The following is a 13,195-nucleotide window of genomic DNA, read 5'->3' on the forward strand; positions in this document are numbered from 1 at the left end:
TCACTGCGGGCGCCTCGCCCGCCTTTCCGTGAGGGCGGCCAAGGCCGCGCTTGCCCGGGCGCTATCGCTGGCGAACGCGCCGGCGCGCAGGAGTGGCCAGTCGGTGGTGATCTCCTGCTGGATCTCGGCGGCCAGGGCGTTGTTGTCGTAGCCCCACCAGGAGTCGAGGAGGAACTCGCCGGGTCAGGGGCTGCTGCGCCAGTCGCTGGCGTCCATGCCGATGAGCGAGGCGAGGAACTGGAAGCGGGCACTCGCGGCCTCGAAGGCCCGGTCGTCGGGCTCGACCGCGCGCAGCGGCTCGCGGACGGCCACGTTGATCAGCCGACTGTGGGGATAGATGAACTTCCCGCCGGTCTCCGGGTGGCTGCCACTGGCCGAAGCGGCCGGCCTCCACCTGTACCCGGCCGTCGGCCCCGTCCTTCACCAAGCCGCCCTGCCCGCCGGCGGCCCGCTGCTGCTCCCACCGATGACCGACACCTCCTACCGGTGGCGCTGAGCCCCTGGGGCCGGGCCGGGGCACCTTGATGCCCGCCCCGGAACTCGGCCGACTCCTTGATGGCCACCCCGCCGCTCGGCGGCCCACCTTGACGCCGCCCCCACCGCTCCGGCGCCCACCTTGGAAGGCACCCCCGATACCTTGGAGACCGCCGCGCCATCCGCTTCGAAAACCTTGGAAGCCATGTAAAGCCGCAGGTCAAAGTATTGGTGTCGAAGGCCTCGGGTACCTTGATGCCCCATCCAGGTGTTCTTGGACAGGGCATCAAGGTGCGTGGGTTCCGTGCGGGTCAGCGGGTTCGGCCGGTGCCGGTCAGCTCGTAGAAGCTCCGTGGTTCGGCGTTGCGGTCGGCGAGCGGGTACCAGACGTCGGCGCTGGGCCCGTGCTCTTCGAGGTCGGCCAGGTTGGCGGCGGCGGCCGGGACGGTGGCGAGCATCTTGGCCACGTGACGGTCGCCGGCGTGCAGTTGGAGCTGGCCGACGCGGTTGAGGAAGCCGGTCTCGCCGGTGCCGGTGAGGACGAACAGCAACCTGGGGAAGCGTGTGTACCGGCGCTCCCACAGCGGCACCCGGCCGCCCTGCTCGGCCTCGATGGTGCCCGCCCGCATCCCGGCGGGGAGCATCCTGGTCGACCAGTAGCGGGCGTACGCGTTCAGCTTGGACGCCAGGCGCTCGGCGCCCATCGTGCCGCGGTCGACCTCGACGAACGCCCTCATCCGTGCGATGCCCTCCGCGTCGGCGGCGCCGTAGTAGAGCAGGCCGTCCGGGCGCACCGTGCCCTCGCGGCCCTCGGCGAAGCGGTGGGTGACCTCCGGGATGAAGTCGAACGGCCCGTACCCGTCGCCCCGCGTACGGGTGGCTTTGTAGGCGACTACCGAGAGCACCTGTTGCTCAGTGGTGAGAGCACCAAGTGCAAGGGCGCGCAGTTGGTACGTGATCCGTACCAACTGCGCGCCCGATGACTGTCGTCGACGGTCTCAGCGCATCAGGTGCTCGTAACCTGGGACGAGGAACTGCCCGTACTCGAATCGACGCCCGAGTTCCACGTACCGCTCATACTGCTTCCGGGTGATTTGCGGGCCGTAGGTGAGAGCGCGTAGGAGGAAGCGGAACGCCAAGTCGGGGCAGGCGTGGACGGCGGCGTGGCTGAGTGCGGGCACCACACCGGGGATGGACTTCCAGGACGAGTCCTGTGCCAGCTCCAGGAGGCCGGGAGTGACGATCATGATCTCGTCCAGGACGTCCCCTGTCAGGTGCTGGTAGGGGCTGGCCGGTACCTCCTCTGGAGGAGTGAGGCCTTCCGCGCGGAGTCGCTCCCGGCAGAGCCGGACGACTCCCAGGAGCCATTCGCGCGGGTCAATCCCCTCTTTCCTGAGCTCCAGGCGGCGTTCGGTGCCCACTGCCCAGAGCGTTTCGAACACCCACGGCGGCACGGCTGGAGCAGAAACCCGGAGAGCGTCGACGAGGAGCGCCTCGACTAGGTACGGTGGCATGCCGTCGGCGTAGTACGCCAGTGCCTGCGCCTCGGTGGCCCATTCGTCCCGCCAACTGTGATGGAACACCTGTCCCAGGTGAGGCAGCCCGAACTCGTCCCCGCTGTATCTCTCAGTCATCACGCATCACCCTCCTGCCAGCGGGAAGATGGAACCGACGATCCACTTCTTGCCATTGTGCTGGGGTGCCCTCAGCAGCCTGACCTTGACCTTGGTTCCGGAATCTGCGGCGTTGAGACTGCCGCCCGGAGGGTACACCTTGCCCAGCGAGGTCAGGCGTTGGCCGTCCCTGATGACATCGACATCGACGATGATTTCCTTGAAGTCCGACGCGCCTGGCTGTCCCCAGGTGCGAAGTGCGTCCTGACTCTTGGCGAGGGCCGATCGCAGTGCTTCCTCAGCGATGCTGAGGTCGCTGAACACCCCGTTCGGGTCGGTGGCGGTAGTAAATCCGGCCGCCTCCTCAGGTGTGACCCCTGCAGTCTCGCCGTTCGGACCGTAGGCGCCCTGGGCCACGTGCTTCTTGATGGTGTGGGCACGGGCGTCCTGGTTTCGCCCCAGTTCATCACCCCACAGGTCGAAGCAATTGTGGACGAGGATGCCACTGCCCGTGTTCTGCGGACCGCGCACGTAGAAGGTGTGCGTGCCGCTGACGGTGAGGTCGTACACCGCCTGCGTGGCGCCCGTCTGTTCGTGCAAACCGGTCACCGGGTTGTGCGACCCGTCGCGGCCGGCCAGGACGTCGCCGACGTGCAGGTCGGAGACCTCGCGCAAACCCGCCCCCTCGACATAGAAGCGGTGTCCGACCGTGCTGGTAATCCGGCCCTCGTGCTCGGTGTCGATGTCGATCAGGCGGGTGGTGGAGTGCCCGAAGGTGCTGGTCACCGGCTGGGCTCCGGTGAAACCCGTGGCGGGATCGGTGGCCAGCACCTGGTCCCCTGCCCGGAGGGTTTCGATGGCCCGGTCGGTCCCGTCGGCCATGATCACGCTCGTGCCGGCCGGGAAGCTGTTGGTCGGGCACGCCGTGCGAACCCCCTCCGCGAGCTCGTCTTCAAATTTAAGCTGCTCGACCAGAGCTCGTTCGATGTTCCGGTCGGCGCTGAGGGCCGCGAGTGCCGTGTCGGTGCCGATGCCGTCCTTGAGGGTGTTGCGGAAGGCGGTGATCTTGTCGGCGGTGGCGAGGAGCTTGAGTTTGACCGCGTCGCTGTAGCCGTCGAGGGCGGCTTGGAGGGCGAGTTTGGCTTGTTCGAGTTCGACGCCTGCTTCGAGGGCGAAGCGGAAGGCGGCGATGCCCTTGGCGCCCTTGGCGAGGGTGCCGTAGGGGATGAAGTTGGATGCTGCCCAGGCGCAGGGGCCGTTGAGTCCGGGGTTCTTCCAGCACTTGACGAAGTCGCCGGTGACGGCCTCGAAAATGAGCTGGTCGGTGCTCTTGTATTCGATTTTGACGGTGGTGTCGTACTGCGTGTCGATCGGCTCGCTGCGGATGAGGACGGCGTCCCAGTCGCGGTACTTGCCCTGGCAGGCGGCGATGGAGAGGTTCGGTTCGGGGCAGGTCTTCAGGTAGTAGTCGATCGTGCCGGTGACCTTGACCGTGACCGGCAGGTCGCAGACCAGCTTCTTGCCCTCCTCACGCCAGTTGCCGGGAAGGAAGGCGATGATGATCGGGTCATACTCGACGCACTTGCTGTGGTCCTCGCGGATGATTTTGGGCTTCACGTCGGACTGGGGAACGCCCTCGACGTAGGTGACGCGGCCGTTCTCGTCGATGACGGCGGTGTCGTTCTGCAGTTTGCCTTCGGCGGTGTCGGCCTGCTGCTTCGCCATGATGAGCTGTGCGGCTTGCCGGGCGGCCGCGAATGCTTCGTCCCTGCTCCTGCCGGCTTCGATGGCCGACTGTTCGGCCCTGCCGGAGGCGGCCTTCGCCTCGGAGGCGTACTTCTGGGCCTGTTGTGCGTAGCCGGCGGCGGCGTTCGCTGAGAGGCTGGCGCTGCGGGCGGATTCCTGCGCGGCTGCGGCGGCGGTGCGGGCTTGTTTGGCGTAGCCGGCGGCCTGGTCGGCGGAGGCTTGGGCCTGGTCGGCGGAGGCTGCGGCCTTGGTGGCCCAGTCGGCCGCTTGTGCGGCGGAGGCCGTGGCCTGGTGGGCGTAGCCGGCGGCTTCGTCGGCGAGGCCGCGGGCGGTGGCGTAGGACTCGCCGGCTTCGGCCGCGTACTTGCTGGCCAGGGCTGCCGAGCCGTCGATGCTGGCGAGGTAGGAGCTGATCGTGGCGACGTGGGCCGCGGTGAAGGCGTCGCGTTCGCGGGCTTGGGGCAGGCCGACCTGCAGGAACGGGACCAGGCCGGAGGCGGGCCCGGCCATGGCGGCCTGGGCTGCCGCCTGCACCTCCGGTCCACCGGATGCCATGGCCTGGGACACCAGGACCCGGTTGTCGTGTTCGCGTGCGGTGTACTGGCCGGCGTTCAGGAACTGGCGGACGTCTGCGTGGCTACCGCCCATGGCGGTGTTGGCAGCGTCCTGCACTCCCGGGCCGCCGGCCGACATGATCTGCGACAGCAGGACCCGGTCGTCGCTCTCCTGGCCGGGGTAGGCGCCTGTGGCCAGGAAGTCGCGGACCTGCGCGGCGGTGCCCACCAAGGCGGTCTCGGCCGCGAGCTTGTGTTCCAGCTTGGTGGAGCCCTGGGCGATGCCCATGACGCTGCTGCGGTCGTCCTGTTCCCGGGCCCTCGCGAGGTCGGAGCTGAGGAAGGCGAGGACGGCGCCCTCCGATCCTTCCAGTGCGCTCTGGGCGGCGGCCTTCGTCCACGGCCCGCCGGCGTCCAGCAGCCGCGCGGCGGCCTGGCGGCCCTTGGTCACTGCGGTGTTCGGGTCGACTCCGGCGGCGGTGGCCTCCGAGATCAGCCGTTCGGTGTCGGCGGCCAGCTGGGTGGTCTTCCCGGCCTCCCACGCCGCCTTGCGGTTCTTCAGTTCCTCGTCGCGGTAGGCCTGCTGCGCGACGGCCATCTCGGCGGCCGTTTGTGCGTCCAGGCGCTCCTGGTCGGAGGCGCGGGCGATGGCCGCGATGTTGTGCGCCTCGGTCGCCGCCTTCGCCGCGTCGGTTGCGGCGGTGGCTGCGGCGGTGGCGGCCGCCTGGGCGATGCCGGCGGCGGCGGCCGCGTCGCCGGCGTGTGCGGCTGCTTCTTCCGCCGCTGCGGCAGCGGCTTCGGCGTGTGCGGCGGCGGAGATCGCGGCTTGCCGTGATTCGCGGGCTGCGGCGGCGGCGTCGTCGGCGATCTTGATGGTGGCCTTCGCCGCACGGCTGGCTTCCGCGGCGGCGCCCGTGGCCCGGGCGGCGGCCTGACGAGCCTGGTCCGCGGCCTCTCCGGACACGCCGGACTGGTTCGCAGCGTCGGCGGAAGCCTGGGCGGCGGCCTTGGCGTTGGTGGCCGCGGAGTCGGCGTCCTGAGCCGCACTCTTGGCCTGGGACGCTGCCTGTTCGGCCCAGGCGCTGGTCTCTCCGGCGGTCTTCGCGTCGGCTGCGGCCTTACGGGCCTCAACCGCCGCATCACGCGCCTGAGCGGCCTTGGTCGCGTCGTATCCGGCTGCGGACGCAGCGGACAGCGCGCGTGAAGCGGCGTCGCCCGCCTTGGTTGCGGCTGCTGCCGCGTTGGCCGCGGCGTTCGCAGCCTGCCGGGCCGCCTCGTTCGCGGCCCGGGCCGCCGTCGATGCGGTCTGTGCGGCCTTCGCCGCCCGGCCGGCCGCGTCTGCCGCGCGCCCCGCGGCGTTGGACGCCTTCGACGCGTCGGCCTGCGCGGCCCGGGTCTCACTCGCCGCGCGCTCCGCGGCCTGCTTCGCCAGGGCGGTCGCCTCCACCGCCTTGGCGACGGCGTCCTTGGCGACCTTGGCCTGCTCGCCGGCCTGACTGGAGGCGTTCTTCGCCAGATCCACCAGCTGCGCGATGGTCAGGGTTTCCTGGTCGTGCGCCGCGGCGGTCTGATAGCCGTAGCGCAGGAAGTCCCGGACGTCCTCGCCTGTGCCGCCCATCGCGACGTTGGCGGCCTGCTGCACCTGGGGCCCGCTGGCCGCCATCAGCTGGGAGAGTTTGACGCGGTCGTCGTGCTCCCTGGCTGTGTACTGACCGACGTTCAGGAACTGGGAGACGTCCACCAGTGTGCCGGCCATCGCCTTGTTGGCGGAGTCCTGCACTCCGGGGCCGCCGGCCGCCATGATCTGCGACAGCAGAACCCGCTGGTCATGCTCGAACGGATTCTTGACCCCCTTGTCGAGAAAGGCCTGAAGGCCGGACGCCGGGCCCGCGAGGGCTGCGGTCCCGGCTTCGCGCACCCCGGGGCCCGAGGTGGCGATCAGTTCCTCGATGCGAGCCCGCAGGTCCTGCTCCGCGGCGGCTGCCTGGCCGGCCGTCACGAACGCCGTCACGTCCGCGTCGGAGCCGGCCAGCGCCGTCTCGGCGGCCCGGCGCACGATCGGCCCGCCGGCCTGCCACGCCGCCACCGCCTTCACCCGGTCGGCGACCGGCCCCGTGGCCGGCGCGGTGTCCGCTGCCGCTGCCGGGATCGTGAGCAGCCCCGTCATCAGGGCCAGGGCCACGACCCCGGCGGCCGCCCCCCGCGACCGTATTCCTCTTGATGTCACTTTCGTCCTCATCGAACCCGTAACCCATCCCCATCAGGCACCCCAAGGTGCCGGAACGCCGCGGGCAGTCGCCTCGGCGGCACTGAAGAACCTCACAACATCGGGCGGCGGGGAGCAGAGCACCGCCGCCCGCAACGGCCTGCTGCTCCACCGGTACCGGTGGAGCAGCAGGCCACTGCCCATCACCGACGACCGGACCGCCGGACCGGGTCGGCCACCCCGTTCCTGCCTAGTTGGGGCGACCGACCTCGGTGCCGGACCGGTTCAGAGGGTGCCGGTGATGGCGACCGCGTCACGGGTGCCGTTCACGCCGGTGGTCTCGACCGGTGCGACGGTCGACCAGGTGCGGTCGGCGTGGCGGATGATGTGCAGGATCTTGTTGTCGTCGGTCACCAGGGCGAGCTGGACCTCACCGTCGACCGCGGTCGCGCTGAGCGACTTGGCGGTGACCTGGCCGAGCAGGCCGCCGAGGTCGGCGAAGTTCTCCCAGGTACCGTCGCTCTTGCGCAGGGCGTGGTACTGGTGCGTCCCGTTCGCAGTGGCGATCACGACGTGGGTCTCGCCGCCGACGCCGGCCATGGTGATCGAGCTGACCGGGCCCGGGGCGCCGAGGTAGGTGGAGACGTCACCCCACGAGGTCCAGGAACCGGCGCTGTTGCGGATGGTGTGGAAGATCTTGCCGCCGCTCACGGCCGCGAGCTGGAGCTGGCCGGCGACACTGGCCGTGGCCACCGACGTCGCGGAGCCGAGGCCGCCTGCTGCGCCGCTGACGTCGCCGAACCCGGTCCAGTTCCCGTCGGCGTGGCGCACGGTGTGGAACACGATGCCGTTGGCGAGGACGATCACGTGCAGGTCGGTGCCGATGGAGACGGCGGACACCTGGGTGGCGCTGCCGAGCCAGCCGGCGACGCTGTTGACGTCGCCCCAGTTGCTCCAGCTGCCGTTGGCGCTGCGGATGGTGTGGCGGATGTGGCCGTCGCTGCCGACCGCCACCACGTGGGTGTCACCGTTGATGCCGGCCGCGGCGGCGGACTTGACGCCGCCGATGCTGCCGACCTTGGACTCCACGTCGCCGAAGCCGGTCAGGCTGCCGTCGGTGAGGCGGATGCCCTGGTACAGGCTGGTGCCGCTCTTGACCAGGACCTCGGTCTTCCAGCCGGTCGCGAGGGCGCGGGTCTGCTGGACCCAGTCGTAGACGTCGTCGGTGCGGGTGTTGAACGCGCCGTTGTGGGCGGTCTCGGTGCTGCCGAGGCATCCGTTCTGCCAGGAGGTGCTGGCGACGGCGGCGATCTTCGGTGTGCCGCCGGTTTCGCGGATGGTGGGGGCGCCGGTGTCGCCCTGGCAGACGCTCGTGCCCGCCGGTGAGACACCGGTGATGTCGACGCCGGTGGCCTTCACCGCATCGACGTTGAACGTCGCGGTGTGCAGCTTGTTGGGTACCCACTCGGTCTTCGTGCGGCCGTAGCCGGCGACGCGCAGCGTCTCGCCCTGGACGGGCGCGGCGGTCGCCACCGTCAGCGGGGTGACATCCGTGACGGGGGCGGCGAGGCGGGCCATCACCAGGTCGCGGTCGGTGCGCGGGACGAGCTCGGTGATGGCGACGGTGTGTCCGCCGGAGGTGGCGAGGTCCGCGCGGCCGATGGTCGCGGTGGACGCCACCGCGGGCGGGCCGGCCGGGACGGTGAAGCCGGCGGTGGGGTCGGCCGCGAAGCAGCTGGCGGCGGTGAGAACCCAGTTCGGGTCGACAAGGGTGCCGGTGCAGGCCCGGGAGCCTGCCCGGCCGGGCTGCCCGACGTTGACGGCCGCGACCGCCGGGTAGGCGTTGGCGGTGCCGGTGGCCGTCGGTCCGTCGGTGGCGGTCAGCTCCAGCAGGGTGGTTCCGTCGCCGGAGGAGCCTTCGCCCACGGGGGTGTAGAAGTTCTTGCGGACGTCGAAGCTGCTGACCGAACCATCCGTCTTCAGCGTCGCCTTGACCGTGTGGTCGTCGCCCTTGATGTTGTAGACCTTCGGGAGTTCCAGGGCCAGGTAGCCGGTGGGGCCAGTGACGCGGAAGCAGACCTTGACGGGTCCGGGATCCAAGATCCGGCTGAACACCTCAATCAGGTTCCCGGTCGAGGTGCAGTCGACGAGCTAAATGTTCCCGTCCCCCGACTTCAGGGTGACGAGCTGCTGCTGGAGGATCTGCGCGGCCCCAGGGTACGCATAGCTCTCCACGGCCGCAGCCGGTGTGTCCCCCGCAGCAGCAGCAGGCACTGAAGTGCCCAGTACGGGTATTGCCAATGCGGCCACAAGCGGCCATGTCAGCCGTCGACTCATATGCACAGATACTCCCCAAAATGACATGCCCGGGAGGAGCCTGCTCCCCCCGTGGCAGAAGAATTGCCAAGCGGACGCTATCGGCTGTGATCTTGAGCGTCAAAGACAATTCAGAAGCAAGCTCCAGGGCCTCTGGCCAGCGGACATGGCCCGCGTGAACATCAGAAACCATTGTCACCAAGAGGGAAGGGAATAATTCGGACATTGCCGCTGAAATCGATTCTGTGGCTGCTGTGCTTATGGCTGCTTGCGTGTCTGATTCGACTGTGACTCGACGGTAACAAGATTCGCGAGAACACCCCGGGACCGACAAGCGAGAACTCGGCGGATCGGATTGTCCACTGGTGGCGTCGGATCGGCCTCTGCCACATCCGTGCCGGTACGCCGGGATGGTCTTGACGGTGCCGAGAGCGCAGAGCTCGTGGACACGCACCAGCTGCTGACCAACCTGACCGATGCCGCGCGCCTGGCGGACGGACAGCCCGCCCGCTTCCCCGAACGTCTCGGCCATCTGAAGACCCTCACCCGTCCCTATGACGGTGATTGGTACTTCGTTCCTGCGGTCGGGGGATCGGTGCGCGGTCTGCACCCCTTGATGGCGTGGTGGGCCGTCGTGCACGGACTGTCCAACCTCTGCCGCTACCAGCCGTCCGATTGGGCACAGCACATCAACGTCGACGGCAGCCCCCACGCTGTCCCCATCGAGAAGCTCCTCACCGAAGCCATCCGGGTCCTGCCCCGCCTGGTGGAGGAGACCATCGCCACGGTGGCGGTCTGAACCGTCGCCGGCCCTGGCGAGTACGGCCTCGGCGGTTCGCCCCGGGGACCACGACCACGGCGGCCCGGCTGGCTCCCGCCTCAGGGGTTGGGGTTGTGCCGGATGGGGGTGGGTGGGCCGAGGCCGAGGAGGTAGGCCAGTGCGAGCGGGGCTGTGCCGGGGTCGCGGGGGCGGGCGTCGAAGCACGCCCAGCAGCAGAAGGCCGTGGGGTTCCAGGGCGCCGGTCGCCCGTACTTGGCGCAGGTCATGTACGGCACCGGCTCGCCGCTCCCGGTGGGCTGCTGCATGACGATCACCTCGTCTGGGGCGTCTGCCCAGCACAACGGTACGTCCACGGCCGATCGGGTAGGAGTCCCTGCGGGATGGCTGCCGTGTTCCGGTGGAGCCGTTCATCCGAGGTCCCGGACCGCGGGAGCGCAATGCCGTTGCTTTAACCCTGCCTGGCGCGTTGGGCGAGCGTGGATTTTCGCGGGGGGCCGGGCGCCCGGCTGAGGTTAGGGGTACTGGAAGCGCCACAGGCAAGGGCGGGTAGGTTGGGCTGTTGGTCCCGCCGGGACCGTCTGGGGGGACGTATGACTGAGAGCCGGGTTCACCACTACCGTTTCGCCCACAGGGTGCTGGCCGGAGCTGCGCTGGACTTCGGGCCGAGGATGCTCGACACACCCCCGGCTCACGGCGTGCAGCAGTCCCTGGTCGCGATGTGGAACGGTTTCGGCGAGTCCTTGCCACTCGAAGACCGGCTGCCGAGCGATGGCCTGTCGGGCCGCATCCTCGATCACGCCGGCCATCGGCTTCTCCTGGTCACCCTCCCGGCGCCAGCCGCTTCCGCCGAGGCGTACTTCGCCGCTGTCGTGCTTCCCCGGGGCGTCAGCACCTGCCGGTTCCTCACCTTGGAGTACTCGGTCAGCCCGATCGACGGAACGTCAGGCACCGTCCTGGGCGAGTGGTCGAGCGAGGGGCACCACAACCTCGGCCAAGGCCCCGAACCGATGCCAGATCTCTTCCTGGAGGCCATCGGAAGGCTCCTTGAACCCGCCCAGACCAGGAAGACCCGGGGCCTGTTCCGGCGCCGGTGAACCAGCAATGGCGAGCGGAACATTCACGCGGCTGAGGCAAGGCCCGGAGCGCTGTCAGAACTCGGCGACATCGATGTGTCGCGTGGCGGGGCGCTCTCGCTTCTCACCTATGAAGCCACTGACAACTGAAACGAGGCCGAGACTCCGAGGAGCGTCCGTGTTTGGACGCTCCTCGGAGTCTCGGCTACTGGGGAGTCCCTAAAGCAACGGCATTGCCGCGGGAGCGTCCGGGGCCTCCCTCTGTTCCTGGTGGTCGCACGGATGGCCGTGAGGGCGGGCGGGGTCTGCGGTGCGCGTCTACGGTGGGGTGGGTACCGAGAGCGTCCCCGGCCCCCGATCCGGCCGTGGCGCGGCCCCGGGTCGTGAGGCCCGGGGCTGTTCTCGATGATGCGAGGGGTCGCGGCCGGGTGCGGTCGCGGCCCTTCGTGCTGCCCGGGCCCGGGAGCGAGGGAGACTTCCCCGGGCCGGGCGGGCGCGCCGCGTCATGGCCGCAGGTGGGGGTAGTGCAGTTCGTCGAGTTCCTTCTGGGCGTGGTGCAGGTCGGTGACGAGGTCGGGCAGGCCGAGGTCGATGCCGGCCTGGTAGGCCCGGACCCTGCGGCGGGCGAGGTCCAGGACGTCCTCGGGCGGGTAGGGAGCGCTGCGGCGCGCGGCGTGGGCGTGCACGGTGGCGAGGTCCGCGACCGCGGTCATCTCCGTCGTCAGCCGGGGGACTTCGGCGTCCAGGCGGGCCAGCTGCCGGCGGCGCCACACCGCGTACTGGATGCGGACGTAGGCGCGCGCGCCCCGCTCGCCGTCCCACTCGGGCGAGTGCGAGGCCGCTCCGGCGGCGCCGTGCTCCCGGTCGAGCCGGAGCAGTTCCAGGGCGGCCTCGCCGGCGCCGCAGAGGACGTCCTGGGCGAGGAAGCTGGCGTCCTGGTCGCCGGGGTAGAGGCCGTCGGCCAGGGAGCCGGCCTCGACGTCGAGCGCGGCGCGGTCGGCGTGGGCGGCCTGGCGCAGCACCCACTCCCGGCTCCGGTCCGGTCGGCGCCCGGCGCGGGCCTCGGACAGCCCCAGGGTGATCAGTGCCTGGACCTCGGTGTGGGTGTCGGGCGCATCTGCGTAAGCCTGCTCGGTGCCGGCCATCTGGGCTCCTCCCAGTCGGGTATGCGCGGGCACCAGGAGGAGGAACCGGAGGCCATCGTGCGGGGCCTCACGCCCCGTCCCGGGCACTCGACTCCGAACAGCTGCGGGTAACGGTGCAGATGGCCACCGGCTCCGGGAAGTCCTACGTCGGGGCCGTAGCGGGCCAGAAACTGGTGGTCCTGGTCGTGCTGCCGACGCTGGACCTGCTGGTGCAGATGATCGGCTCGTGGCGGGCGGCCGGGCGCTCTGGGACATGCACGCCATCTGCTCTCTGGTCGACTCCGAGCTGCCGTACGGCGTGAGAGCAACCGCCGTAACCGGCCACACCTGACCGAACAGCACGTCTAGCCAGTTGAGAACACATCAGCTGTGCATAATGCGGCGGCGAAGCCTCAGGTCACAGAGAGTATAAAGAACTCTGTTCACCGTGGCCCCACGAGTCCGATGGGCACACAAACATCTCGGTCACCCGTGACGCAAAACCAGCTGCTGATCAACGCAGCCAGTATGGCAGAGTCAAATTTTCCAAGATGCTAGCTCGGCTCATGTAACGATCCGGCTGGTGTCATTCTCCGAGAATTCGAGCGAGGAGATGAGATGCGGAAGTCAAACAAATTGCGCGCTCTCGGTGCTGCGGCCTTCGTAATTACAGGTGCTCTCGCTCTACCGAGTCCTGCGCAGGCCCGTGTAGCCATAACGTGGGAGGAAGATTTCGCGACCTCGTCGGCTCCGGTTTTCTGCGACGTCGTGAGTCTTTCTGGCTACACCGACGGCGGATTTTCATGCTTCCAGAAGTACGGCGACGTTCTGCAAGTCCGGACCGGGGCTTCCGATGCAAACGGGAACATTCGCCGAATGTCCGTTCAGTGGAAGAACGAGCTGAAAGACAAAAACGGGAACTGGAATCTGTATCGGTATGGTGAGTGCTTCAATGACCTGGGGACGGACCTATACGGCGTCTGCAACAAGGACTTCTACGAGGACTCCACTACCAACAAGCTCGGGGGAAAGGGAAGCAGGCTAGCAATCAAGCACTGCATCCAGGGTGTCTGCGAACCCTGGAGTATATGGTTCCGCAACGACCAGTGACGGTTCGGGGAACTGTCGGGCCTGGCAGCATCCAGTAATGCGCGGCGGGTACCTTGGCCTGTTGGTCTCGGTACCCGTCGACGGGTACTTGCCGGGCTAATTTGAGCTGCGGGCGGGCCATTGCTTGGCGTGGAGTAGGCGCATTTCCCACCAGGGGTCGTCCAGCTGCCCCTTGCGGGCTTGGCGTGCCAGAAGTGG

At 69.1% G+C, this 13,195-nt stretch carries 12 protein-coding genes; 5 read left to right on the top strand and 7 right to left on the bottom strand.

The features are described from left to right. Window positions 1–183: 183 nt before the first annotated feature. Window positions 184–312 carry a hypothetical protein gene (locus IE329_RS41660; protein WP_268257350.1) on the bottom strand — a complete coding sequence of 43 codons (129 nt, stop codon included), beginning with the start codon at window positions 310–312 and terminating at the stop codon, window positions 184–186. Window positions 313–337: 25 nt separating this feature from the next. On the opposite strand from IE329_RS41660, the gene IE329_RS29885 reads away from it, so the two are divergent. Further along, window positions 338–496: a hypothetical protein gene (locus tag IE329_RS29885; RefSeq protein ID WP_190214168.1), complete on the top strand. Its 159-nt coding sequence runs from the start codon at window positions 338–340 to the stop codon at window positions 494–496. 289 nt (window positions 497–785) lie between these two features. On the opposite strand, the gene IE329_RS29890 is transcribed toward IE329_RS29885, so the two are convergent. The 4 genes from IE329_RS29890 to IE329_RS29905 form a co-directional block, all read right to left on the bottom strand. Continuing rightward, on the bottom strand, window positions 786–1,379 hold the full coding sequence (locus IE329_RS29890) for a replication-relaxation family protein (RefSeq protein ID WP_190214120.1): 594 nt from the start codon (window positions 1,377–1,379) through the stop codon (window positions 786–788). A 93-nt stretch (window positions 1,380–1,472) separates the two neighbouring features. Next, the gene (locus tag IE329_RS29895) at window positions 1,473–2,108 is read right to left on the bottom strand and encodes a hypothetical protein (protein WP_190214121.1); all 636 of its coding nucleotides are present in this window, start codon (window positions 2,106–2,108) and stop codon (window positions 1,473–1,475) included. A 6-nt stretch (window positions 2,109–2,114) separates the two neighbouring features. Further along, window positions 2,115–6,569: a polymorphic toxin-type HINT domain-containing protein gene (locus IE329_RS29900; RefSeq protein ID WP_190214122.1), complete on the bottom strand. Its 4,455-nt coding sequence runs from the start codon at window positions 6,567–6,569 to the stop codon at window positions 2,115–2,117. 309 nt (window positions 6,570–6,878) lie between these two features. Then, complete coding sequence (locus IE329_RS29905) at window positions 6,879–8,693, bottom strand: trypsin-like serine protease (RefSeq protein WP_190214123.1); 1,815 nt, start codon at window positions 8,691–8,693, stop codon at window positions 6,879–6,881. A 658-nt stretch (window positions 8,694–9,351) separates the two neighbouring features. Between IE329_RS29905 and IE329_RS29910 the strand changes: the two genes are divergently transcribed. Further along, on the top strand, window positions 9,352–9,708 hold the full coding sequence (locus IE329_RS29910; RefSeq protein ID WP_190214124.1) for a YaaC family protein: 357 nt from the start codon (window positions 9,352–9,354) through the stop codon (window positions 9,706–9,708). Between the two features lie 80 nt (window positions 9,709–9,788). Here IE329_RS29910 and IE329_RS29915 read toward each other — a convergent pair whose 3' ends face one another. Further along, a complete protein-coding gene (locus tag IE329_RS29915; RefSeq protein WP_190214125.1) occupies window positions 9,789–9,995 on the bottom strand; it encodes a hypothetical protein in 207 nt (68 codons plus the stop codon). Between the two features lie 390 nt (window positions 9,996–10,385). Here IE329_RS29915 and IE329_RS29920 point away from each other — a divergent pair, with 390 nt between their 5' ends. Beyond that, window positions 10,386–10,784: a hypothetical protein gene (locus IE329_RS29920; protein ID WP_229927881.1), complete on the top strand. Its 399-nt coding sequence runs from the start codon at window positions 10,386–10,388 to the stop codon at window positions 10,782–10,784. 482 nt (window positions 10,785–11,266) lie between these two features. On the opposite strand, the gene IE329_RS29925 is transcribed toward IE329_RS29920, so the two are convergent. Then, a complete protein-coding gene (locus IE329_RS29925; protein ID WP_190214127.1) occupies window positions 11,267–11,908 on the bottom strand; it encodes a hypothetical protein in 642 nt (213 codons plus the stop codon). Between IE329_RS29925 and IE329_RS42090 the strand changes: the two genes are divergently transcribed. Together IE329_RS42090 and IE329_RS29930 are read left to right on the top strand one after the other, a co-directional pair. Then, a complete protein-coding gene (locus IE329_RS42090) occupies window positions 11,848–12,210 on the top strand; it encodes a DEAD/DEAH box helicase family protein (protein WP_373311340.1) in 363 nt (120 codons plus the stop codon). The two genes, IE329_RS29925 and IE329_RS42090, sit on opposite strands and share 61 nt — an antisense overlap. Before the next feature lie 295 nt (window positions 12,211–12,505). Continuing rightward, window positions 12,506–12,997 (top strand): hypothetical protein, encoded by a 492-nt coding sequence (locus IE329_RS29930; protein ID WP_190214128.1) that lies wholly within the window; start codon window positions 12,506–12,508, stop codon window positions 12,995–12,997. Window positions 12,998–13,195: the final 198 nt, after the last annotated feature.

Source organism: Kitasatospora indigofera, assembly GCF_014655955.1.
GTDB classification, from domain to species: Bacteria; Actinomycetota; Actinomycetes; order Streptomycetales; family Streptomycetaceae; genus Kitasatospora; species Kitasatospora indigofera.

Bases quoted from the DNA above. Each gene is read 5' to 3' on its own strand.
- IE329_RS29885 (WP_190214168.1), top strand. From the start codon at position 338: ATGAACTTCCCGCCGGTCTCCGGGTGGCTGCCACTGGCCGAAGCGGCC.
- IE329_RS29895 (WP_190214121.1), bottom strand. From the start codon at position 2,108: ATGACTGAGAGATACAGCGGGGACGAGTTCGGGCTGCCTCACCTGGGA.
- IE329_RS29915 (WP_190214125.1), bottom strand. From the start codon at position 9,995: ATGCAGCAGCCCACCGGGAGCGGCGAGCCGGTGCCGTACATGACCTGC.
- IE329_RS29925 (WP_190214127.1), bottom strand. From the start codon at position 11,908: ATGGCCGGCACCGAGCAGGCTTACGCAGATGCGCCCGACACCCACACC.
- IE329_RS29930 (WP_190214128.1), top strand. From the start codon at position 12,506: ATGCGGAAGTCAAACAAATTGCGCGCTCTCGGTGCTGCGGCCTTCGTA.